22 protein-coding genes and 1 pseudogene are annotated in these 22,810 nt (G+C 67.1%); 13 read left to right on the top strand and 10 right to left on the bottom strand.

Features of this window, described 5'->3' with window-relative positions; genetic code table 11:
- Nucleotides 1–31: 31 nt before the first annotated feature.
- Nucleotides 32–733: an NAD-dependent epimerase/dehydratase family protein gene (locus tag HPY32_RS10370; RefSeq protein WP_197696555.1), complete on the bottom strand. Its 702-nt coding sequence runs from the start codon at nt 731–733 to the stop codon at nt 32–34.
- 78 nt (nt 734–811) lie between these two features.
- Here HPY32_RS10370 and HPY32_RS10365 point away from each other — a divergent pair, with 78 nt between their 5' ends.
- The 4 genes from HPY32_RS10365 (at nt 812) to HPY32_RS10350 (ending at nt 5,958) form a co-directional block, all read left to right on the top strand.
- Nucleotides 812–1,402, top strand: a complete 591-nt coding sequence (locus HPY32_RS10365) for a TetR/AcrR family transcriptional regulator (RefSeq protein WP_067590761.1) — start codon at nt 812–814, stop codon at nt 1,400–1,402.
- Between the two features lie 71 nt (nt 1,403–1,473).
- Nucleotides 1,474–3,633, top strand: a complete 2,160-nt coding sequence (locus HPY32_RS10360) for a hypothetical protein (protein ID WP_067590764.1) — start codon at nt 1,474–1,476, stop codon at nt 3,631–3,633.
- The gene (locus tag HPY32_RS10355; RefSeq protein ID WP_067590767.1) at nt 3,630–4,520 is read left to right on the top strand and encodes a hypothetical protein; all 891 of its coding nucleotides are present in this window, start codon (nt 3,630–3,632) and stop codon (nt 4,518–4,520) included. Before HPY32_RS10360 ends, HPY32_RS10355 begins: the two co-directional genes overlap by 4 nt.
- 175 nt (nt 4,521–4,695) lie before the next feature.
- A complete protein-coding gene (locus tag HPY32_RS10350) occupies nt 4,696–5,958 on the top strand; it encodes an MFS transporter (RefSeq protein ID WP_231951738.1) in 1,263 nt (420 codons plus the stop codon).
- Here the strand turns inward: HPY32_RS10350 and HPY32_RS10345 are convergent.
- Nucleotides 5,948–6,517 carry a TetR/AcrR family transcriptional regulator gene (locus HPY32_RS10345; RefSeq protein WP_197696556.1) on the bottom strand — a complete coding sequence of 190 codons (570 nt, stop codon included), beginning with the start codon at nt 6,515–6,517 and terminating at the stop codon, nt 5,948–5,950. The two genes, HPY32_RS10350 and HPY32_RS10345, sit on opposite strands and share 11 nt — an antisense overlap.
- A gap of 72 nt (nt 6,518–6,589) precedes the next feature.
- On the opposite strand from HPY32_RS10345, the gene HPY32_RS10340 reads away from it, so the two are divergent.
- Nucleotides 6,590–7,732: an FAD-dependent monooxygenase gene (locus tag HPY32_RS10340; RefSeq protein ID WP_067596024.1), complete on the top strand. Its 1,143-nt coding sequence runs from the start codon at nt 6,590–6,592 to the stop codon at nt 7,730–7,732.
- A gap of 13 nt (nt 7,733–7,745) precedes the next feature.
- On the opposite strand, the gene HPY32_RS10335 is transcribed toward HPY32_RS10340, so the two are convergent.
- Together HPY32_RS10335 and HPY32_RS10330 are read right to left on the bottom strand one after the other, a co-directional pair.
- Nucleotides 7,746–8,228 (bottom strand): hypothetical protein, encoded by a 483-nt coding sequence (locus tag HPY32_RS10335; RefSeq protein WP_156674574.1) that lies wholly within the window; start codon nt 8,226–8,228, stop codon nt 7,746–7,748.
- Between the two features lie 102 nt (nt 8,229–8,330).
- A complete protein-coding gene (locus HPY32_RS10330) occupies nt 8,331–9,080 on the bottom strand; it encodes an alpha/beta fold hydrolase (RefSeq protein WP_067590781.1) in 750 nt (249 codons plus the stop codon).
- Between the two features lie 382 nt (nt 9,081–9,462).
- Here HPY32_RS10330 and HPY32_RS10325 point away from each other — a divergent pair, with 382 nt between their 5' ends.
- Nucleotides 9,463–10,344, top strand: a complete 882-nt coding sequence (locus tag HPY32_RS10325) for an alpha/beta fold hydrolase (protein WP_067590784.1) — start codon at nt 9,463–9,465, stop codon at nt 10,342–10,344.
- Nucleotides 10,345–10,364: 20 nt separating this feature from the next.
- Here HPY32_RS10325 and HPY32_RS10320 read toward each other — a convergent pair whose 3' ends face one another.
- The gene (locus tag HPY32_RS10320) at nt 10,365–10,670 is read right to left on the bottom strand and encodes a histidine phosphatase family protein (RefSeq protein ID WP_197696557.1); all 306 of its coding nucleotides are present in this window, start codon (nt 10,668–10,670) and stop codon (nt 10,365–10,367) included.
- Nucleotides 10,671–10,791: 121 nt separating this feature from the next.
- Between HPY32_RS10320 and HPY32_RS10315 the strand changes: the two genes are divergently transcribed.
- The 3 genes from HPY32_RS10315 to HPY32_RS43835 all read left to right on the top strand — a co-directional run bounded on the left by HPY32_RS10315 (nt 10,792) and on the right by HPY32_RS43835 (nt 12,139).
- Nucleotides 10,792–11,175: a hypothetical protein gene (locus HPY32_RS10315; RefSeq protein ID WP_067590787.1), complete on the top strand. Its 384-nt coding sequence runs from the start codon at nt 10,792–10,794 to the stop codon at nt 11,173–11,175.
- Between the two features lie 164 nt (nt 11,176–11,339).
- The gene (locus tag HPY32_RS10310) at nt 11,340–11,483 is read left to right on the top strand and encodes a hypothetical protein (protein WP_156674575.1); all 144 of its coding nucleotides are present in this window, start codon (nt 11,340–11,342) and stop codon (nt 11,481–11,483) included.
- Between the two features lie 101 nt (nt 11,484–11,584).
- Nucleotides 11,585–12,139 carry a hypothetical protein gene (locus HPY32_RS43835; protein WP_197696558.1) on the top strand — a complete coding sequence of 185 codons (555 nt, stop codon included), beginning with the start codon at nt 11,585–11,587 and terminating at the stop codon, nt 12,137–12,139.
- A 102-nt stretch (nt 12,140–12,241) separates the two neighbouring features.
- On the opposite strand, the gene HPY32_RS10300 is transcribed toward HPY32_RS43835, so the two are convergent.
- The 3 genes and pseudogenes from HPY32_RS10300 to thrS form a co-directional block, all read right to left on the bottom strand.
- Entirely contained in the window at nt 12,242–12,748 is a 507-nt protein-coding gene (locus tag HPY32_RS10300; RefSeq protein ID WP_067590793.1) for a GNAT family N-acetyltransferase, read from the bottom strand.
- Between the two features lie 103 nt (nt 12,749–12,851).
- Nucleotides 12,852–13,217 carry a hypothetical protein gene (locus HPY32_RS10295; protein ID WP_067590796.1) on the bottom strand — a complete coding sequence of 122 codons (366 nt, stop codon included), beginning with the start codon at nt 13,215–13,217 and terminating at the stop codon, nt 12,852–12,854.
- A gap of 288 nt (nt 13,218–13,505) precedes the next feature.
- Nucleotides 13,506–14,726, bottom strand: a pseudogene (gene thrS, locus HPY32_RS10290) (threonine--tRNA ligase); the annotation flags it as partial.
- 359 nt (nt 14,727–15,085) lie between these two features.
- On the opposite strand from thrS, the gene HPY32_RS10285 reads away from it, so the two are divergent.
- The 4 genes from HPY32_RS10285 (at nt 15,086) to HPY32_RS10270 (ending at nt 21,188) form a co-directional block, all read left to right on the top strand.
- Entirely contained in the window at nt 15,086–15,556 is a 471-nt protein-coding gene (locus HPY32_RS10285) for a pyridoxamine 5'-phosphate oxidase family protein (RefSeq protein ID WP_156674576.1), read from the top strand.
- A 67-nt stretch (nt 15,557–15,623) separates the two neighbouring features.
- Nucleotides 15,624–18,767, top strand: coding sequence for an amino acid adenylation domain-containing protein (locus tag HPY32_RS10280; RefSeq protein ID WP_067590805.1), 3,144 nt, complete (start codon nt 15,624–15,626; stop codon nt 18,765–18,767).
- Nucleotides 18,764–19,951, top strand: a complete 1,188-nt coding sequence (locus HPY32_RS10275; RefSeq protein WP_082871565.1) for a cytochrome P450 family protein — start codon at nt 18,764–18,766, stop codon at nt 19,949–19,951. Before HPY32_RS10280 ends, HPY32_RS10275 begins: the two co-directional genes overlap by 4 nt.
- Before the next feature lie 34 nt (nt 19,952–19,985).
- The gene (locus tag HPY32_RS10270; protein ID WP_067590808.1) at nt 19,986–21,188 is read left to right on the top strand and encodes a cytochrome P450; all 1,203 of its coding nucleotides are present in this window, start codon (nt 19,986–19,988) and stop codon (nt 21,186–21,188) included.
- A 19-nt stretch (nt 21,189–21,207) separates the two neighbouring features.
- Here HPY32_RS10270 and HPY32_RS10265 read toward each other — a convergent pair whose 3' ends face one another.
- Both HPY32_RS10265 and HPY32_RS10260 read right to left on the bottom strand, forming a co-directional pair.
- Entirely contained in the window at nt 21,208–22,044 is an 837-nt protein-coding gene (locus HPY32_RS10265) for a helix-turn-helix domain-containing protein (protein WP_067590811.1), read from the bottom strand.
- Nucleotides 22,044–22,580, bottom strand: coding sequence for a DUF6879 family protein (locus HPY32_RS10260; protein ID WP_067590814.1), 537 nt, complete (start codon nt 22,578–22,580; stop codon nt 22,044–22,046). The genes HPY32_RS10265 and HPY32_RS10260 overlap by 1 nt, the downstream gene beginning before the upstream one ends.
- Between the last annotated feature and the right edge of the window lie 230 nt (nt 22,581–22,810).

The raw sequence follows: 22,810 nt of genomic DNA, 5'->3' as shown, positions 1-22,810 counted from the left end.
CCGGCGAGTCCATCCGGGTTCGATCAGTGGATCAGCTGGGCATGGGACGCGGTGAAGTAATCGCCGTGCTCCAGGTCGGCGAGCAGCGTCGGGTGGGAGCCTTCTCCAGGGCCAGGTGGAACAGGGTGGCCGCGTCGAGCCGATGGACCGCGGGCCAGCGATTGGCGCCGTCGCCGATGTAGGCCGACCTGCCGGTCTTTCGTGCGGTGGCGACGAGCACGCCGATGAAGCCGTAGTCCCCGGGGCCGTGGACGGTGGGAGCGAGCCGGACCACGCTCGCGCGCACGCCCTGCGCCGCGAAGTCCAGGCAGGCCCGCTCGCCCGCGATCCGGAAACCGCCGATCCCGGCCGGGTCGGGCTCGTCGGTCTCGGCGCTCTCCCGACCGGCGGGCATGACCAGCGTGCCCGAGGTGCCGACGAACGGCTTGCCCGAATCCCGCAGCACCCGACCCAGCGTCTCGATCGCGGTCCGATCGCGCCGCATCATGCCGTCGGGATCGGCGAAGTCATCGCCGAAAGCCATGTGCAGCACGCCATCCGCGGCCTCGGCACCGGCCCGCAGGCTGTCGAGATCATCCAGGGAGCCGCGATGCGGCGTGGCGCCCAGCGACTCCAGCCGAGCGGCCGCGACCTCCGAGCGCGCCCGACCGGTGACGGTGTGACCGGCCGCGATGAGCTCGGCGACGACGGCGGGGCCGGTCAGTCCGGAACCACCGGTAACGAAGACATGCATGGAACACTCTCCCATTTAACGCCAGTAACTGGCGCAATGTGATGCCGCTCACTGCCGAGTCCGCGATAGCCTCGGAGGGTGCCACGGAGCGGATTGGAAGCGCGCCGCCGCCTGCAACAGGCGGCCCTGGAGCTGTACCGGGAACGCGGATACGACCAGACCACCGCCGCCGAGATCGCCGCCCGGGCAGGCGTCAACGAGCGCACCTTCTTCCGGCACTTCCCGGACAAGCGCGAGGTGCTCTTCGACGGCGAAGCCACCCTGCGCGACACGCTCACACAAGCGGTCGCCGACGCGCCCGCCGATCTGCCGCCCCTCGAAATACTGCTCCGCGCCTTCGGAAAAGCCGCGCGCATCCTCGAGGACAACCGCGCGTTCTCCGAGCCCCGCATGCACGTCATCGCCGCGACCCCGGCCCTGCGCGAACGCGAACTCGCCAAGCACGCATCCCTGATCGACGCCATGGCGGAGGCGCTGCGGCAGCGCGGTATCGACAACCGGCTCGCCCACCTGGCCGCCCAAACCGGTTGGTCGACATTCCATTACGCGACTCGAGTCTGGCTCGACGACCCGTCGCAGAGCCTGGACACCCACCTGGCCCAAGCCTTCGACGATCTGCGCACTCTCTCCGCGACCGCCCCGGCGACGACGTCGAAATCCGAAAACTGATACCGCGCTCGATACGTCGGGCATGATGCGTAGTACGCGGTCCGTTCGGGAGGAGGCGGTGTGAGGGACGTGTGAGTGGCGCGGACTTCGTGCGGGACACGGTGGGGCACATCGATCTCGGGGTGTGGCCCGCGTTGTCGGCGGAGCAACTGGCGGGCAGCCCGGAGATGGTGCGGGGTTTTCCCGCGCGGGACGCCGCCGCGCGGGCGCTGAGGTATGCGCGGCTGCGCGGTCGGATTCCCTACGACAAGATCGGATTTCGGTGGCTGGCGGCGACGCCGGTCAAGGGATATGTCCCGCTGCAGACATTCGCTCAGGCGCGCCGGGACAGTGAGCGGGAGCGTCGCAGAACGTCACCGGCCGATCTGGATCTGATGCTGACACAGACCCGGAAATTGCGGCACCGGCCCCTGGCGATCCCGGACGGTCGACTGAAATTCACGATCCAAAACGATCTGATCAACCTCACCCAGGTGGCCGAACCCGGTCGGCCCGACGACGGTCTGATGTGGTCGTTCCCGCTCGGTGCGCCGCCCAAGGAACTTCTCGATCTCGCAGACGATCGCGATGAACCGCTGCTGCTGACACAGCATTCCCCGCAGAACGTGCCGCGCGTATTCTGGCTGCCGCTGCCCGCGCTGATCGACGCGGGCCGTTTCGGGCGGATGCAGGAGATCACCGCCGACCTCGTGCCGCACACGGCTCCCGGCAACTACTACTGCTTCATCTCGCATCGCTGGCTCACCCCGACCCTGCCCGACCCGGACGGGCGACAGGCGCGCTTGATCGCCTGGCAACTCGTCGCCGCCCTGTGCGAAGCCGTCTACGTGGCACACGAGCGCGGCCTGCACACGCCGCGCAGAATCAGTACCTTCGGGAACGTGCCGCTCGGCCCATTCGGTTCGGACCTCGCCGAGGCGCTCATCGTGAACGTCCTCAGACCCGGCCTGGACGCATCGAGCCTCACCGCGTTGCACTCGGAAATCCTTGCGCTGCAACGGGAAACCGCCGACCGCGGCGTACTGGCCGGTCACGCCGACGCCGATCTCGGCCGCCTGCGCACCCTGGTCGCGGAACACCCTCGGCTGCGCCGGCTGCTCGACCGCGTATTCGTCTGGTACGACTACAGCTGTCTGCCGCAGCAGCCCCGCACCCCGCTCGAACAGCAGGCGTTCGAACAGGACCTGCGCGAGACCGAGATACACCAGTTCCTCGGCCGCACCGCGATCCTCCTCGACGACGCCGACGACTATCTCACCCGGGCATGGTGCACGCTGGAGGCCGTAATCGCCGATACCGCAGGCAGTTTCGATATCCTCGTGGGCGCCGACCGTCCGACGGTATCGGCCGGGCGCACCGAACACCATCTGACGACGCTGCTGGCGGACCGGCCGCACGTGATCTGGCGCGCACTGCTCGACACCGAGCTCTTCGGCATCCAGACACCGGCGGAATGCCTTCGCAGGCTGGAACTCTCGGCAACCAACGAGACCGATCTACCGGCCATCTACGACGGGCTGCGCCGACTCGGCATGCCGAAGAAGGTCCATATCGACGAGAGCGAAGTGCTCACCGGCACCTTCCCGCTTCCGCTCACCGATCGGGGCCACACGGTCCTCGTTCCGACCTCGAGCGACACCCAGGAGCGACGGGTCGTCGGCACCGCCTCGCTGGACTGGGCCGCCGCTACACTGCTGGACGATCGCCGCGAAAGAGACTCCCGCACACCGTCTTTCGTGGCCATGAAGGGCGCGGGACGCTGCCATGTTGCGGTCATCGGTTCCTGCGAGGGCGAGGCCATGATGATCGCCGACTGGGTACTCACCCACACGCCCGGCCTGGCGGAGGTGGCGGGCGCGGGCGTCCGCTCGCTGTCCTGGCTGGCCACCGATGTCGCACCGGTCGGGCACTTCGCCGACGGCGTATTGCGCACCGCCATGGTCGACGCACCGCTGTGGGTCCTGGTCGCCGCCGACACCCGTTTCACGCGCTGCCCGATCACAATCTCCCTCACCAACTCGATCGTCGCCGCCGCGCTGCCGTATGTCGCCGTCGCCCTCGATATCCGCCGCGACAATGTCACACGGCACGCACCGGTCCAGGGCGCTGGTTCCGTCGTCACACGTCGCGTCGACGCGAAGCGGGCCGAGGCGGCCGAGTGGCGTGGCGGCCTGTTCCGCGTCCACCTGTTCGACGAGCTCCGACGCACCTTGCCCGGGGAAAGCCCATGACCCCGAACGACTTACGCGATCGGCTCATGACGGCCCATCGCGACGGCGACCGACAGCAGTTCGACAAGCTCTGCCGCCGCCATGCCGACACCATTGTGCGCGTGTTCAACGACTGGGCCGTCGCCCCGGCCGAGATTCGCCAGGATCGACAGGCGGTCGCCGCCTACATCGAGGCGCTGGCCGCCATCGCGCAGGCGTTGCAGGCCCTCGGGCACCCCGAACCGATGGCACGGCTGAGCCCGGACGGCCCGGCGAACCCGATCAGACGCTGGTATTACGCCTACGCCCGCGCCGAACAACTTCTCCACGCGGGCGAATACGACGCCAGCTCAACAGAATTGCACGCACTCCTGGCCGATATGCAAGGCACGATCGGCCCCGGCGTCGACGATATCCGGACCAAGGTCGCAGGCATGCTCGGCACCAATGCCTTACGGCTCGGCCGCATCGACGAGGCGATCGTCCACACCCGGGAAGCGCTCCAACGCAGCCACACGGCAGGCGACCTCGAAGGCGTGTGGATCTACACCGAGAACCTCGACACCCTGCTCGTCGCCCAGGAGATCGCGGCGGGCACCCCGGCCGGGACGGAGCTGGCGCACACCCGCGACCGACTGGCGTTCGCGCAGGACCTCAGCGACGCCAGACGCTATACGGCAAGCAACGAGGTATTGCGTGAACTGCTCGACACCCTGCGCGACACCGCCGGAATGCGTTACCTGGGAAAGATTTACGGGCTGCTCGGCCTCAACTACTTCCGGTCGAACGACCCGGCCATGGCCGAGCACTGCACCCGGCTCGCACTGGCGCAGTGCCGACAGCGGCAGGACTACGCGGGCGAGCGCATCTACACGGCGAACCTGGCGGTGATCGAGCAACGGCGATAGCGCGCCAGGCGAGGCCGGTGACGGGCATGGCCCGACGCAGGCCGACCGCGAACCCGCGCGCACAACGAACGGTTGTGGCGCGCCGGACGATCGGTTGTTGGTGCTCGGGCCCACCGATCGGCTTCAATCTCGATGACGGCAGCGGGCTGTCGACGGGTGGAGCGAGGTGCCGACGGTGTGGCGGAGGACGAGGCTGGGCCGGGCGTTCGACCGGTTGTGGGCCGCCTATGCGGTCAGCGCCTACGGAACCGGGCTCGGGTTCGGGGCGTTCTCGATCGTTGCCATCAAGGTCCTCGACGCGGACTCGGCGCAGGTGGCCGCCCTGTCGTCGTCCGGGCTCGCGATCGGGGCGCTGCTGGCGATGCCGCTGGGGCCGTGGATGGAATTTCGCGCCAAGCGACCGGTCATGATCGCCATGGACGCGGTCCGTTGCGCGGCGCTGGCATCCATCCCGCTCGCCTACTGGCTGGGCGTGCTGTCCTTCGCGCAGCTGCTGATGGTCTCCGTCGTTGCCGCGACGGCGAAGATCGCATTCACGGCGGCCAGCGGCGCGTATCTGAAGACCATCGTCCCCGCCGATCGACTCGTGGTGGCCACCAGTCGTTTCGAGTCCACCACCTGGTCGGCCACCATTATCGGGCCGCCCGTGGGCGGCGCCGTCATCGGACTGCTGGGGCCGGTGACCACCCTCGTCATCGATGCGGCGAGCTATCTGCTGTCGGCGCTCGGCATCATCGCGATCAGGGAGCCGGAGCGGCCCCCGAACCCGAGAACGGACCGAACGCGGTGGCGGAGCGACCTTCTCGAGGGATGGCGCTACATCCTCACCCATCCCACGCTGCGCCGGTTGTTCGTCAACACCATGCTCGTCAACGGGTTGATCATGGCGACCGAACCGCTGCTGTCGGTGCTGATGCTGTCCCGGCTGCATTTCCCGGTCTGGCAGTACGGGCTGGCCTTCGCCGTCCCGTGCGTCGGCGGACTGATCGGCTCGCGGCTCGCCCGCCGAATCGCTTCTCGCAGTGGCGATCACAGGGCGCTGCGGGTCTTCGGCACACTGCGCGCCTGCTGGTCGCTCGGGCTGGCATTCATCCGACCGGGCGTGGCCGGGCTCGCTATCGTCATGATCACCGAGCTCGGGTTGATCGTCTGCGCGAGCATCTTCAACCCCGTCTTCGCCGCTTACCGGTTGAACAACACCGACACCGACCGCCAGGCCCGCGTGCTCACGGCCTGGTCGATCACCACCACGACGAGCATTGCCGCGATCACCATGCTGTGGGGCCTGCTGGCACAGCTGACCGGCCCGCGCACGGCCATTGCCCTGGCCGGGATTCTGTTGCTCGCCACGCCTTTTCTGCTGCCGCGGCACATCGCCCGGCCGGAGCCGAAAGACTCTCGGCCGCAGCCGGACAGCCTGGCGACCTTCAAGAGATGAACCCCTGCAAGAGGATTCGCACCGCCTCGCGCAACGCCCGCGGATCGGCTTCCCGCGCCCCGGCACCCGCCAATCGGTCGAAGATCAGACCGTCCAGGCATCCGACGAAGGCGTGGGCACGCTCCTCCGGATCGGGCGCGCCCAGAGCGGCGAACAACTGCGTGGCCATGGCGCGGAACCGTATTCCGCTGTGGTGCAATGCCTTCCGAAGCTCGGGTCGCCTTGTCGACTCGAGGGCCAGTTCGTAGCGAGCCAGCATGCGGTCCCGGTCGACGGTCAGCCACCGCTGCACGATCTCGGCCAGCAGCGCCGCCAGTCCCTCGGGATCCGGTGCGGGAGGCAGAGATACCGCGAGTTCGGCGGCGTCGCGCTCCGCGAGCCGGTCGACCGTCGCCGCGAGCAGCGCCTGCCGGGTACGAAAGTTGTTCGAGCAGGACCCCTCCGGCAATCCCGCGGCCCGATCGACGGCCCGGTGGGTGAGCCCGCGCATGCCGGTTCGAGCCAGCGTTTCGATCGCGGCATCGGTCAGCCGCGTGCGGCGATCCGTGCTGTCGGTCACAGCCGTTTCCATTCCTCCCGCCACGTACTACAACTGTAGTAACGACTAACTACATCTGTAGTGGAGGATATCGTGAGCAAGTCTCCGAGTGCGATCGTGGTGGGTGGCGGAATCGGCGGCTTGGCCGCGGCCATCGCGCTGGCCCGGCGCGGGTGGCGCGTCGAGGTGCTCGAGCGGGCCGCCGAGATCGGCGAGGTGGGGTCGGGTATCTCGCTGTGGCCCAACGGCCTTCGCGCCCTGGATACGCTCGGGCTCGGGGATCGGATACGGGCGGAGGGGACGCTCGGCACCGACGGCGGCATCCGCGATCGATACGGTCGCTGGCTGTCGAAAACCGATACGGCCGCGCTGGCGCGCTGGTATTGGTCACTGGTCGCCGTTCGCCGCGCGGACCTGTTCGCCATCCTGTCCGCGGCCCTCCCGGACGACGCCCTGCGGCTGGGAACCACGGTCACCGGTGTCGAGGATCGCGGTGCCGCCGTGACGGTGACGCATTCCCGGGGGCGCTCCGAGGCCGATCTGGTGATCGGCGCCGACGGTCTTCGCAGCGTGGTCCGTGCCTCGGTGTGGCTGCACGCCCGCGCACCCCGGTACGCCGGTTACACCGCCTGGCGGACGATCACGCGTCCGCTGGATTTCAAGCCCGATGGAAGCGAAACATGGGGCCGCGGCGAGCGTTTCGGCATCGTGCCGCTGGGTGACGGTTGTGCGTACCTGTTCGCCGCCGCGACCGTGCGGGAGGGCGAGCGCGGCCCGGACGGCGAATTCGACGAACTACAGCGCCGTTTCGGCCACTGGCCCGATCCGATCCCCGCGGCGCTGGCCGCCGTGGAGCCGAATGCCGTACTCCGCCACGACATCTACGATCTTCCCGCCCTGGACACCTTCGTCCGGGGCCGCATCGCGCTGCTCGGCGACGCGGCGCATGCCATGACGCCGAATCTCGGGCAGGGCGCCAATCAGGCCCTCGAGGACGCCGTGACCCTCGCCGCCCTGCTCGACCGCCACCCGATCGGTCCCGCCCTGACCGGCTACGACCGCGTGCGTCGCCCTCGCGCCCAGCGCATAGTGCGCCGCTCCCATGTGATCGGCGCCGTCGCCCAATGGTCCTCGCCGCTGGCAACTCGCTTGCGCGACACCGCGATCCGGCTGTCACCGACCCGCGCGATGGTCCGGAACCTGGAACCGATCGTCGACTGGCGGCCGCCGGAGTGAATCGTCCGCGCCCTCAGTGCACGCGCAGGCCGCGGCGGCTGACGACCAGCGCGGCGACGACGGTGCCCAGGATCCAGACGGCCAGGCCGACACCGGTATCGAGCGCGAGCCGCAGGTCTCGGTCCAGGTGCGGGGGCAGGTGGAACAGCGGGTCGTGCGGGGTGCCGTCGATGGGTGCGATCAGGTAGTAGAGCCCGTACGGTAGCGCAAGGTGCGCGAGCCACACCACGGTCGTCCGGCCGCGGCGTTCTCGCCACCACCGCACCAGCGTTCGGGTCTCGACGGCCAGCAGGACCGAAAGAAGGTTCCCGACGCCGAGCCAGCACAGCGGCGGCAGCGCCACGCTGAACACGGTGGCGAGCAACGGTTTCGGCGGTAGCGAGTGCGCCAGTACGGCGGTCGGCGGCCCGACGATGACCAGCAGCGCAAGGTTTTTCGTGACGAGAATGTGGCGCACACCCCCTCGAGCCGGTGCCGGGGCGGGGCGAACGACCACCGCACCTCGTCGCTCACTCGCCGCGGCAGGCCGTGGTCGGGCGACATGGGCGCGGGCGGTGCGGCCGGGATGTGGTCGGACCGCAGATACGCGTCGACGAGTTCACCCAATTTCGCTGCAACCACACCGGGAATCTTTCGCGGCAGATGATGCCCGCCCGCATCGACCAGCTCGAGCCGGGAGGAATCGATCGTGCACCGCCCGAGCGGTCGAAATCGAAACAACCTTATCCATCGGATCGGCGAGGATCAATGTCGGCATCGGGGCTCCGCCCAGGCGACCCAACCAGCGGTCCAGCCCGCGCAGCAATTCCCGCTGCTCCGTCAGGAAACTCCGCCGAACCCGACCGTGATCGTGGCGAATACACGCCAAGGCTTGCAGCGACGGCGGCCCCGCCGCCCGGCCGCGCACCAGCAGCCCCCGACACTGCCGGGCCATCCACGGCAGTACCGTCCACGCCGTCATGGACGGCATCGGTCCGGCGACAGGCGCGGCCAGCAACTCGTCCCACACCGTCACGCATCCCGGGCCGATGCTGGCGAGCAGCGCCAGCCCCCGCACCCGCTCCGGCGCCATCGCCGCCGCCACGAGCGCGACCCCGCCCCCATAGGAATGCCCGACCAGCACCGCCGCATCCCACCGGTCGAGCAGCCAAATTGCATTGCCCTCGAGCGTCGAAGCCGGAGACCTGTTCCCGCCGTAACCCGGCCGGTCCCAGGCGAATACCCGCACCGAGCCGGGCAGCCGCGCAACGATCGCATCCCAGTCCGAGCGATCCCCGGGCTGCCCATTCAGCAGAATCACGGCCGGTGCGCGCATACCGGCGCCCCGATCACGCCCGGCGCCCACCATGCCCGACTCCTTCTCCCGGATCCTTCCGATATCGAAGGTAGAGAGCGCGACTGGCGCTCGGCTGGTTGTTCCCTGTGTGTTCACTGCGCTCCGTGCTCAGTCGAGCGGGTTCACGGTTCGCCCACGTCGTCGCGGGCGAGTCCGGCAGCGGACAGCCGTGCCCGGACGTTCTCGACCGCGTGCTGCACCCGTTTGCCGTTCCGGATACCGGCCGACGACCGGCACCTCGGGCTATCGGAATTAGTCGGCTACGCGGCGGGGGCGTCCACAGCCGCGACTCAGCTCGAAAGTCCCGGCCACGCCGCATATCTCGGCCCATGCGTCGAAGCTTGACGGACCGCTGATGTGATATGTTCGTACCATCAAGGCGAAAGGGGAGGCCATGCCGAAGATCGGGCGGTTCACCAGCGAGGAGGCGAAGGCGACCTTCCTGCGCGCCTACGATGCCCTGGCCGCGCAGTGGCCGGTGCCGTCGACCTGCCTCGACGTCGAAACATCGTTCGGGACAACACGAGTGCGAAAGTCCGGAAGCGGGGAGGGTGCGCCGATCGTGTTGTTGCCGGGCATCGGCGGTAATGGTCAGGTGTGGTTCCGATTCATCGAGGATCTGGCGCGGCACCGCGTCGTCTACACCCCAGATGTCATCGGCTGGGCGGGGCGCTGCGTCCAGACCGCGCCCCTGCGCGACGCGGAAGACGTCGCGACCTGGATGGCTCAGGTGCTCGACAGACTAGATGCGGAGCGCGTCCATCTGGCCGGAAATTCCTTGGGCGCCTGGCTGGCCGGTGCCACCGCGGTATACCGCTCCGAACGACTGGCAAGCCTGACCATGTTCGAACCGAGCGCATCGACCTTCGCCAAGCCCCGCTGGAGTCTCCTACTCAAATTCGTCGTGGCAGGCATACGGCCGACCCCCGAACGGATGCGAAAGCTCAACAATTGGCTCATGCCCGGCCTCGAACTCACCGACGACGAGTTCGCAATCGCCATGGCAGCCCAGAAGTTCCGCATGGCAATGCCCTGGGACCGCCCATTCACCGACCACCAACTCTCCGCCATCACCACCCCCACCCTGATCCTCTTCGGCGCCGAAACAGTAGTCAGCAACCCAGAATTCGGCGCATTCCGCGCCCGCAACCACATCCCCTCCGCCGAGGTCGACATCTACCCAGGCATCGGCCACGACCTCCTGTGGACGAACCCGCACCAGGTAATTCCACGCTTCCTCAGCTTTACGGCCAGCCACGACCAGGTCCGGTCATGAACCGGATCGGTGTGGCAGGCTCAGGGTCGTAACTCTGGCGGAAATCCGGTCCAGCGCACTGCATCCGGTAGGTGCCCTACGTCGTTGTAGACGAGGACGCGGGAAGGGCTGCCGGGTGCGTAGCGGATCACGGTCAAGGCGGCATTTCCATGATTGAGGCCGAGCCAGCGCCACCGTGGCGCGTCCATCGCGTGCCGCACCAGCCAGCCGATCAGGAAGTTGTGCGTGACGACCACCTCGTGCCGCACCTGGTCCCCCGGCACCGGCCCGGTGAACTGGGCGAGGAAATTCAGGAAGTGGTCGGCACAGTCGGCCCCTTGTCTCAACCGCCTCTCGACGCGGCCACGCAAGATTAGCGCGGACTGCCGTGCCTCATCGAAATCGCAAGGGCGATCGAGGCCGGGAATTCGGTTGGGCCGACGCCTACGGGTGTGATTCACTGGCCAGGTGAGTCTGACCGTGCACGTCTTTACTCTTCAGGACGGCGAAACGTCGTTCCTCGACGCGGGTGAGGGGTGGATGGACCTTGCCGGGTTCGAGAGTTGGCGCACCGAAGTATGGGGTAATGCGGCCGTTCGCGAGCTGGGGGCACGATTCTTTCCGGTACTAGCCGAGGGTGATCTGTGGGTATATCCGGATAAGGTACTGGAGTTCGCACGTGAATGCGCCAGTCTCAGCGACAATCTGAGCACGATCGCACCGTTCCCGTACCCGCCATGGCCCGATGCCACACACCTGAGGGTGATCGATGCCGTCGCGTCCCGTCTGGCGCATATCCAGATCGCGGTAGGGCGGGCTCTCGGCGTGGGCGGTGGAGTCGTCATCTGGTGATCATGGTTCGGGCATGCTGCACCGGGGAAGCGGTCGGGACGCAGAGCACAAAGTAAGCGTCAGATTTACCGTGTGATAGCCGAGCGATAACCAACCGGTACGTAGACTTGCGGGTGAGACAGTTCCGGAAATGAGGGGTGACTGTCTCGTACCAGCAGTAAGAGGTGATCGCAGTGCTCCTCGAACTTATTGCCCTGCTGTTTTTGATTCTCGTCATCGACCCGAGCGATGACCCTGACCGGGATCTTTCCGACAGCCCCACCATCGAGCCGCAACCCTATCGACGTCCCCAACACACCCATCGGTGAACTTACCGGCCTCTACAGATGGATGTCGGTGAGCTCGAAAACGAGTGGTGACGGAGCGTGAGGCTTGGGACTATCGCGGTGTGCTTGTCGTCCACCGCGGTGTGCCCGCCGATGCCGACCGTTGTGTTGCGATTGTGCGGGGATTGCCGGAGTACTTCACGACGGATGTTGGCGGGAAGGTCGCGGGCCTGATGGGGACTCATCCGGCGTGGGTCGTTATGGATGGGTGCGATGTCGTCGGGTTCGCGATTGTGGAGCACCGGTCCGCCGCTGCCGCGGATATGTGGTCCACGCTGCGCGGGACCTCCGGTATTTTCGCGTTCCGCCTCTATCTCCTCGCGCAGGCGACCGATCTGGCCGAGCGCATGATCGGAGCCGATCCCGATCTGTTCTTCGGACACTTCCTCGACAGCTGGACCCGGGTACCCGACGCCATCCCCGACGACATCCGCACCGCGTATCTCACCGCCGCTCGTAGCCGAGACGCTATCCGAGCGATCTGTGGCGACTATCGCGCCAGCGCATACGTTGACAACGATCACGACGAAGCCGACCGCCGCGCAGGCCGTCGGCTGAGCATGCCCGTCGCCGCGCTCTGGCAGGACCCGGGTGAGACCGTCCTGCCATTCGACCCTGCCTCGATTTGGGCGGGATAGGCCGACGATCTGCGCACTGCCACAGTCGAATGCGGCCACTTCCTACCGGAGGAGCGGCCGGACGTGGTCGTCGCCGCGATACGCGACTTGATCGACTGACGCTCAGCGCCAGCGCAGAAGCATTGTGCGGCTGGTTGTTCCGACTCGGTTGATCATTGCCGAGTCGGGTACCTCTACGAAACCCAGTCGTTCGTATAGGCGGCGGGCCGGGTTCGTGTCGCGGACGCTCAGGCTGATGGCGGGGTAGATCGAGTGGGCGTTGTGGATCAGGCGGGTTAGCATTGCGGTGCCGAGGCCGGTGCCGCGGGCTTCCGGGGCGGTTGCTATTGCCAATTCTGGTGTGGTGTCGTTGATGTAGCCGTAGCCTGCGTTGTTTCCGGTTAGGAGGCGGAGCCATGCTGCGCCCTGTGGTTTGTTGTCGATGCTGCCTATGATGCCCAGACCTCCTGTGGTGCCCCAGTTTTCGACGTAGTGTGCTAATTCCGGAACGGAGTGCAGGTCGGCCGGGGATGTTGCGCCGGACTCGCCGAAATGTGATGCCTCGAAAAGCATGGCCCAGAGGAAGGGTTCGTCGGCGGGTACGGCTGGGCGAAGGGTTGGGTGCTCCATGCGCGTCGACCGTAGGGCGCATATCTGGTCCGGGCATCTTGTTTTCTGTGCGCGCGAGGCCCGACGTATCCGGGGTGGGTACGTCGGGCCTCCGCTCTACGGGCTACGTGGTTCCGTCCGGCCGCGGGACGTCGTCTGTAACCTTCCGCGCTGTCTGATCGGCGTTCTTCGTGATCGGCCCGGCCGTAGGGACCGGATCGTTCGAGACCGTGGCCTGCTCCTCGGTGGCTCGTTTTATGGTTCCGAAGAGTGCGCTCACCAGGTTGAAGACGATCTGAGCCTGTGGGGAGGTTTCGCAACCGATCCTGGGGTCCTGCGGGCACTGCGCGATCGGGTGCGCCGGATCGTGGGGTGGGACGGGGGCGGACTCGGTCGGCTTCTTCGGAGCGTAGCCGGAGATGCCTTCTCCGGCGGTTTCGCTTGTGCCGGAGGAGTTCTGGGCGGTGGTGGAGATATTGTGAAAGACCACGGTTGCCGTCCTCGTTGTAGTCAGCGCTGGTTACAGATGGTGCGGCCGTTTATTGCTGAGTTGTTCGTTCGTGGGGGCATTCCTTTCCGGAGCGGGGATCGGGCGGGGATAGCGGTTCCGGTGCCGAGAAACGATCACATTCGCTGAATCATCAACTGCCCCAGGCGCGTTACGTAATCGAAGGTAGCAGACGAATCGGGTCGAGGTGATCGTTTCAATCGGAAACACTTCGAGCCCAGATCGGCTGGGCCGCTTCGCATTACCGGAGCCGAGAAAGCCGCCGACCGGTCAGTCGGCCCACAATCGGGTCTCGTACTTGTCCACGAGTGCGCGGATGTGTGCTATGGCATCCGCGGACCGTTGGACCGGCAGGCGGCGGCCATCCCGGACGCGGACCGCCACGTCGCCGTTCGCGCGCTCGGCCGGTCCGAGCACGAACTGATACGGCACCAGGCGCGCGGCACGCACGCGCGCGGCGAGACTTCCCGCGTCCGCACCGATCACCTCGGCGCGCAAACCTGCTGCGGCACACCGATACCGCAGCTCTTCGGCACCGGACTCATCGGCCTCAGACACCGGCAGCACCGCCACCTGCACCGGTGCCAGCCATGCGGGGAAGGCGCCGCCGTGCTGTTCGATCAGGTAAGCGACGGCACGCTCGATGCTGCCGATAATACTGCGGTGCACCATAACCGGGCGATGCTTGGCACCGTCGGGTCCGATGTAGTGCAGGTCGAACCGCTCGGGTTGATAGAAGTCGACCTGCACGGTGGACAGGGTCGATTCCCGGCCCGCGTGATCGGCCACCTGCACGTCGATCTTCGGACCGTAGAACGCGGCCTCACCCTCGACCGCCTCGTAGGCCAGCCCGGACCGGTCCAGCGCCTCGGTCAGCAGCTTGCTCGCGTGCCGCCACATATCCGGTGCCGCAGCGTATTTCCCGCCCGCGCCGGGTAGCGACAAGCGATAGCGGGCCGCGCGGATGCCCATCGCCCGGTATGCCGAGTCGATCATCGCCAGCGCCCCGGCGACCTCGTCGCCGACCTGGTCCAGGGTGCAGAAGATGTGCGCGTCGTTGAGATGGATGCAGCGCACCCGGGTCAAACCGCCCAGCGCCCCGGATAATTCGGAGCGGTACATCGCGCCGAGTTCGGCCATCCGCAGGGGAAGCTCACGGTAGCTGTGTGATTGGGAGCGGTAGATCACCGCGTGGTGCGGGCACAGGCTGGGCCGCAGCACCACCTGTTCGCCGCCGATGGTCATCGGCGGATACATGTCGTCGCTGTAATGTGCCCAGTGCCCGGATATTTCGTACAGCTCGCGCTTGCCGAGCACCGGCGAGTACACGTGCCGGTAGCCCGCCCGCCGCTCCGCGGTGCGGATGTACTCCTCCAGGCCGTGGCGCACGATCGCCCCGTCGGGCAGCCAGTACGGCAGTCCGGCTCCGATCAGCGGATCGGTATCGAACAGGCCGAGCTCCCGGCCCAGTTTCCGGTGGTCGTACACGCGGGTCTCCTCCTGGTAGGGGGCGAGTGACCGCGCGAAGAAGCCCCGGGCACTCGCCCGGGGCTTCGATCAGAACATCGGTCAGCGCGCCGGGACGTCGTCCGGCGTCGTCGTGAACACGGCGTGCTGCATGTGCAGCACCGTACACCCGACCTCCGCCGCGGAACAACTGCTATCCGGATAGGGGGTTTTCGATCTTGTCAGGCGAACGGCCGACGTCCACGATCACTTCCATGCTGAAATACACCCATGCCCGACCCGACTCGCTGCGCCGCGCGTAACACGTTGCACCGCAGCCTTGTTGAGGCTTGGTAGCCACGACACCACCATCGATCCCCCTTGTCCTGAGAGGAAATCAACACGTGTTGCCAACCATGCCATCCGACGAGCGCGAGCGTTTTCTCGCCGACCCGCGCATCGGCGTCCTGGGAGTCATCGACGCGAGAGGCGGCCGTGCGCCCCTGCTCGTGCCGGTGTGGTACCTCTACGAGCCGGGCGGCGAGGTCGTCATCGAGACCGGTCGGGAGTCGATCAAGGCCCAATTCCTGCATGCGGCAGGACGATTCAGCCTGTGCGCGCAGGATGAGAGCCGACCGTACCGCTATGTGAGCGTCGAGGGCCCCGTCACCTCGGTCACCGATCCGGTGGATTCGGCCGCGCGCGAGGCCATGGCCCGGCGCTACCTGGATCCCGCGGAGGCGGACGCCTACCTGGCGGCGACGTCGGCCCAGCTCGAGGAGGACGTCACCTTCCGCATGCGCCCGCAGCACTGGCGCACCGCGAATTTCGCCGCATTCGCCGCCGACTTCGCCGACCAGGCCACCGGCGGCTGAACCCAAACCGCACCGAAACTCCCTGTCAGGCAAGAGATACCGCGACACCACCAGTGAGCAGGACTTCATGGCAGACATCGACACCTCGGTACTACCGCTCCCCCATGCCTACACCGCGGCCCCGCCGTGCGATCCGCCCGGATATCCTCGGGATCGTTGCATCCCTGAGCTTTTCGAGGCGCAGGCCGCCGCCCGGCCGCACGCGTTAGCGGCCCGGCACGGGGACCGGACGCTGACCTATGGGCAGCTCGACGCTCATTCGGACGCCCTCGCGGCGCGCCTGCTCGCGCAGGGTGTGGAGCCGGGGACACGAGTCGGTGTGTGCGGCAGTCGATCCCTGGAGGCGCTGGTCGCGCTGCTGGGCATCCTCAAGGCCGGGTGCGCGTACGTCCCGCTCGACGAGGATCTGCCGCCTGCCCGGCTGCGGGCCATGGCGGAGGACACGGAACTCCGTGCCGCCGTTGCGCTTCCGGACAGCACGCATCGGGTCCGGGGGTTGCGCATTCGTATCGAACTCGACGTTATCGACGGGGCTGGTCCTCCTCGTGATTCCGGCGCGCTCTTGGGCGGAAACCACTCTGCCGCAGGAGATCCCGGCCAAAAGCATGCCGGGATCGCGAGGGGGGACTCTGCTGGTACGCCTTGCGTCGCGTCTGCTACCGATTGCGCTTATGTGGTCTTCACCTCCGGCTCTTCGGGGCGGCCCAAGCCGGTGGCGATCCCGCATCGGGGCGTGGTGCGGCTGGTGCTGGCGGACTCCGAATTATCTCCGCCCGATCACGGTGACGGGGTGCTGCATGCCTATGGGTTGTCTTCCGATGCCTCCACGATCGAGATCTGGGGCGCGTTGCTCACCGGGGCCTGCCTGGTGCTCGCCGATCGGGAGGATCTGCTGGTGCCGTTGGCTCTCGAGGAGTTGATTCGTGCGCGGGGCGTGACGATCGCCTATCTGACGACCAGTGTGTTCCATCTGGTCGCCAGGACTCGGCCGCAGGCTTTGGCCGGGCTGCGTTTCGTGTCGGCCGGTGGGGAGGCGATGGATCCACGTTTGGCGAATGCGGTGCTGGCCGCCTGCCCGGACACCACCGTCGTGAATTTCTATGGGCCGACCGAGAATTCGGTGGTCTCCACCGCCTACGTGCTGCGCCCGCTGCCCGGCGATGCCACGCATGTCCCCATCGGCCGCCCGTTCGCCGGTACCGCCTGCCACATCCTGCGGCCCGACGGCTCGGCGGCGGCGCCGGGCGAGGAGGGTGAATTGTATGTCGGCGGAGACGGTTTGGCGCTGGGTTACCTCGGCGACCCGCAGTTGACGGCCGAACGGTTCCGCGCGGTGGAGCCGCACGGGCGGCTGTATCGGACCGGTGACCTCGCCGTGCGGACCGCCGACGGTGTGCTGGAATACCGTGGGCGGCTGGACCGTCAGGTGAAACTGCGCGGGGTCCGCATCGAACTCGACGAGGTGGAGGCGCGGTTGCGGGCGCACCCGGCGGTGGGCGAGGCCATCGTCCAGGTCGAATCCGGGGCGCTGACCGGCTATCTCACCGCCGCCGGGCCCGATCGCGCGCTGTCGCTGCCCGATGTCCTGCGCTACTGTGCGGAATGGCTTCCGCCGCAAGCCGTTCCGGCGCTGGTTGCCATAGACGGCTTCCCGGTGACCAGTGGCGGCAAGGTCGACCGTGGGCGGTTGCAGACCGGCACCCAGTCTCCGTCCGCGCGGCCCGAGGCGCGGGGCCTGCTCGATGTCCTCGGCGAGGTGTGGCATACGGTGCTGCGCGTCCGGCCCATGCCCGAGGACGACTTCTTCCTGCTCGGTGGCGACTCCCTGCTCGCCTCCGAGGTCGTCACCCGCACGCTCGCGGTGCTCGGTCTCGACGCCGGGCTCGGGTCGACGCTGGTCAAGACGCTATTGGCCGCGCCCACGCTGGAGGGCTTCGCCGCGGCCGTGCGCGCGGGGCGCGGCGGATCGACCGGGCCGGAGCCGGTCATCGATTTCACGCGCGAGTGCGAACTCGGCTTCGAGCTGCCGCCCGCCGTCGGACCGGCCCCGCGTCCGGAGGAGCCGCGGGACGTATTGCTCACGGGCGCATCGGGATTCGTCGGCGCGTACCTGCTGGATCGGTTGCTGCGCGTGACATCGGCGCGCATCCACTGTCCCGTCCGGGCATCGAATCGCGCCCATGCCGAGCAGCGGGTGCGTGCCGCGCTGGCCCGTTTCGACCTGTGCCCGGACGAGGCCGCGTGGCGGCGGGTGGAATGCTTCCCCGCGGATCTGCGTGAGCCCGGGCTCGGGCTGTCGGCCGGGCACGCGGAGCAGCTGACCGGTTGCCTGGATCTGATCGTGCACAACGGCGCCCAGGTCAACTTCCTCTATCCCTACGAGGAGTTGCGGCCCGCGAATGTCGACGGGACCCGGGAGATCGTCAAGCTGGCGGCGTCCCGGCGCGTGCCCGTGCACTTCATCTCGACCGTCGCCGTCGCCGCCGGGTTCGGTACGGCCGGAGTGCGGGTGGTCGACGAGGATATGCCGCTGGATCATGCCGATCGGCTCACCATGGGTTACGCGGAGAGCAAGTGGGTTGCCGAAGGTGTGCTCCGGCATGCCGCACAGCAGGGTCTGCCGGTGGCCGTGTACCGGCCGTACGAGGTGACCGGCGATCGGGTGCACGGCGCGTGCGATACCTCGACGGCCATCTGCTCGCTGTTCAAGATGATCGCCGACACCGGGCTGGCTCCCGATATCGCGCTACCGATGGATTTCGTTCCCGTCGATCATCTCACCGCGTCGGTGGTGCACATCGCCACGCATCGGCGTGCCGACGGGCGGGTCTACCACCTGACCAATCCGCGTCCGGCGATGCTCGGCGATGTGCTGGATCGCATGCGGGCCAAGGGTTTCGAGCTTCGGATGCTGCCGTACGACCGGTGGGTGCGGGAGTTGGTGCGGCATGTCGCCGAGAATCCGACCAGTCCCACAGCACCTTTCGTCTCCCTGTGCGTGGATCGAAGTCGTAAGGCCGACATCTCGGTCAAAGAGATGTATCTCGAGGGTACTTTCCCGGTGCTGGGGCGGCGCAATAGCGCACAGGCGCTGGCGGACAGTGGATTGCATTGCCCACCGGTCGATTACGATCTGATCGATCGGTACTTGGAGTTCTTCTTCTCCTCCGGGTATATCGCCCGGCCGCAGCCGCGGGGGTCCCAATCATGAAGCAGCGTGAGGTTATTCCGGTTCCGGCCGTCGAGCCGGGCACCGCGGGGCCGCCGTGCGCGTATGCCCGGCTGCGTGCCGAGCAGCCTGTCGTCGAGGCGCGGTTGCCCAATGGTGAGACGGGGTGGCTGCTGAGCCGCTACGAGGATGCGCGCGCGGCATTCGCCGATCCGCGGCTCGTGCGGCCGCTGCTGTCGGCCTGGCCGCCGCGTGACGGGGCGGACGCACCGCCGCCGTGCCTGCCGACATTCCTGGAAATGACCGGGGAGCAGCACAAACGCGTGCGCCGGGCCGTGCTGCCGCTGTTCGGGAGGCGGCGGCTGGAATTCATGGCGCCGCGAATCCGGGCGATGGCGCATCGACTGATCGATGCGATGGTGGCCGAGGGCAATCCGGCGGATCTTGTCGCGCATTATGTCGACCCGCTGCCGTTGCAGGTGCTGTGCGAGACGGTCGGGATTCCGCACGAGGATCGCGAAACGTATCTTCCGCACACCCTCACCCTGCTCGGAGCCGCCGGGCTGTCGATGGAGGAGGTGCTGACGGCGCTGTACGCGCTACAGGATTACGCGTCGGAACTCGTGTCCCGCAGGGAGATCGAGGGCGGGCGCGACGATTACCTCGGTATCTTGCTGGCGGACGGCACTCTGACTCGGGACGATGTGGTGAGTTTTGTCGTCACCATGCTGATGGCGGGCTACAAGACCAATATTCAGCACACCGGCAATGCCATACTGACACTGCTCACCCACCCCGAGCAGTTGCGGAGCCTCCGGGACGACCCCGAGGGGATCGATACCGCGGTGGAGGAGTTGCTGCGGTTCGTGCCGCTGATGAATGCCATCAATATCCTTGTCGCGGAGGAGGATTACGTCCTGCACGGTCGGCAGATCCGCGCCGGTGACGCGGTGGTGCCGGTCCCCGCCTCCGCCAACCGCGACCCGGCGGCGTTCGCCGATCCCGACCGGCTCGATTTGAACCGGAAACCCAACGCGCACATTGCGTTCGGGCACGGATCGCACTCGTGTATCGGCGGGCATCTGAGCAGGTTGCAACTTTCCGTCGCCGTGCGGGTGCTGCTGGAGCGGCTGCCCGATATCGCGCTCGCGGTGCCCGCGGAGTCGATTCCGTGGGACGAGTCCACGCCGTTGCGCGCACCGGCACGGCTGCCGGTGCGCTGGTGACGCCCCTCGCCGACCCTACGAAAGGCCGAAGACCATGACCGGACCCGTCTCCGAACAAGCTCTGCCGCACTATCCTTTCAGCTCCCGGGGCGACCGGCTCGCTCCCGAACTCGACGACCTGCGGACCCGCTGCCCCGTGGCCCGGGTCAGCACCAACTCCGGTGACGAGGCGTGGCTGGTCACCGGGTATGAGCTGGCCCGACATGTGTTGCGGGAGCGTAAGTTTGCTCGATCAATCCTCGCCGATACCGACAGTCCGATGCAGGACACCCCGATCCTGGCACCCGAATTGCTCGATGCCATGAACCACCTCCAGCAGGCCGGTCTGCGCGACGAAGCACTCAGGGCGCTCGGCCGCAATCAGCCCGACCTGCCTGCGGAGTGGGTTGCCGAGGTCACCCGCGAGGGACTGGATGCGATGGTTCGCGAGGGCGAGCCTGGCGATGTTCAGCGCTACTTCGCGGAATGGGTTGCCGCCCAATGCATGTGCCGCCTGCTCGGTCTGCCGTTCGCCGATCACGAATGGCTCACCGTCCGAGCCGATCTCGACCTGACCATGGTCACCCCCACCCCGGACGAGCTCGCCCACAACTGGGAAGAGATCCGGTACTACATGCACACCCACATGGCATCCCGGCGACCCGGAGAGCCCCGCGGCCTGCTGGATCGCCTCGCGGACCTCAACATTGGCGACCACCGCCTCACCGACAGGCAGCTGTCGAACATCGCGGCGGTCCTATTCGTCAGCGGTTACGAGGATTTCGCCAGTTTCCTGGGGGTCGCGGTCCTGCATCTCCTCCAGCGCCCCGAAGTCATGGCAGCCGTCCGCGCCCACCCGGAGACGATGCCGCACTGCGTGGAGGAGTTGCTGCGCTGTAGTGTCGTGCTGGGCAACGCAATCCCCCGCTTCGTCACCGAGAACGGCGAACTCGGCACCGAGACAATCGAAAAGGGCGACCTGATCCTCCTCTCTCTCGACGCGGTCAACTACGACCCCACCGCCTTCCCCGCCCCCGACACCTTCGACCCCACCCGCTCCCCCAACCCGCACATGCGATTCGGCTACGGCCGCCATCATTGCCCGGGGGCGCACCTGGTTCGGCGACAATCGACTACGGCCTTCCTCGTACTGCTCGAGCACCTACCACAGCTCCGCCTCGCGGTTCCGCTGGAGGAGGTGCCTTGGCATCCGAATCGGATGGCAATCATGCCAGCGGGTATTCCGGTGAGGATGTGACGGGCGGGTATGCGAACAGTCACCTGGAACGTGCATCCAGAGCCTGACAGATCAGCTCCCGCGCTGCGTCACCCTTCATCGATTGACCGGCCAGGGTGTCGAAAGCGCGGCCGTACAGCGCGATCTCGCGGGGTTGGGTCACTGTCAGCTCGGCGGTGTGGGCTTCGACCTTCACCATGCGGTGGTCGAACATCATGAAACCCTCGGCCACGACCAGCGCTTCGGCCATCAGTGGGACGATTCCCAGTGTGACGCGGGGCATTCCGATGATCGCCTGTAGGCGGTCCAGCTGGCCCCGCATCACATGGTCGTCTCCCACCGTCGTGTATAACGATGCCTCGCTGATAAGGAAGTGGAAGCGACGGTCACGGCGGTAGAGGATCTGTTGGCGCTCCATGCGTTTGGCCACTCCGGCGTCCACATCATCGGGCAGGCGGAAGAATTCGATCACCCGGCGGAGCTTGGCCTCGGCGTACTCTGCGGTTTGCAGGAGGCCGGGGACGATCTGTGGTTCGTAGTTCCGGATGAGAGTCGTCTCGGATTCGAGCTTCAACGCCAGTTGTTGACCGCGCGTCACCCCTGTGCCGAGTAGTCGCCGCCACTCCAACCATGCGGAGTCGATGTTGTGGAGGCTCGCGAGCAGGTCGGGCAACTGCTCGTTCGCGTTACAATGCAGGCAGTAGGCGTGCAGATCGGCGCTGGATGGCCTGGCCTTGCCGTGCTCGATTCGGGAGACCTTGGATTCGTGCCAGCCCTCGCGCGCGGCAAGCTCTCGGCCCGTGATTCCGGCGTCGCGGCGAATCTCGCGGAGCCGCTTGCCAAGAGCTTCCCGTGCTTCATGGACTGAATCGGTCACTACCGGCTGTCCACCGGGGATTCGTCGATGTACTCCCGATACGGCGTCGCCGACGGCCACAGCCGCTGTCGGACAGCCCGGCAGTACGCGGCGATCTCCGGATCGGTTGTGACCGCGACACCCGCGGGGCACCCGGCCTGGTCGACCAGATTGAACGCGACACGCCGCCCGTCGAACAGCCACCAGTCATCCGCCGGAACATCGGCGGTATCGACGAGATGCCTTGGCAGGTAACGAATGTCCTCGCCCGCTCCGACATTCTCACCGGTCACCGACAACAGCCACCGCTGGTAATCACTGTGCGGCACCGTGACGACGCGGATCCGGCTCACCGCGACGCCGCGTCCCGTCATCTCCCGGATCAGGTCGGTCCAGTCGGACTTGTCGTAGACCGGCGGCGGTTCACCCTCGAGGAATCGCCGCAGCGGCTCGGACTCACTCGCTACCGCATAGGTGTCACGAACCTCCATGTGATAGGCCGACTCTCGGCACTCGTGAAACAGATCGTCCCAGTCGTCACCTCCGCGAAATTCCACCGAAGTAGATCCTCTCAGCTCGCGGCACCTCGATCGCCGTCTCGAAGTCTTCCATGGTCAGCTGCACCAGTGTTTCAGCATCGGTGATCGGCCGTCCCGCGAGCACGAAGGTTCCTCGCCCATGAGGAAACTTCGCCGATCGGGGGCGCAGAGGGTAGGGCAGTACTTCTTGTCGGAGCCGCCTATGACGACGACAGGGATGACCGTCCGGGGGTCTATCTCGAACTCCG

Source organism: Nocardia terpenica (genome assembly GCF_013186535.1).
In the GTDB taxonomy this organism is placed as follows: Bacteria; Actinomycetota; Actinomycetes; order Mycobacteriales; family Mycobacteriaceae; genus Nocardia; species Nocardia terpenica.
The sequence above is the reverse complement of the archived record's forward strand: the minus strand, read 5'-3'. Positions and strand labels throughout refer to the sequence as shown.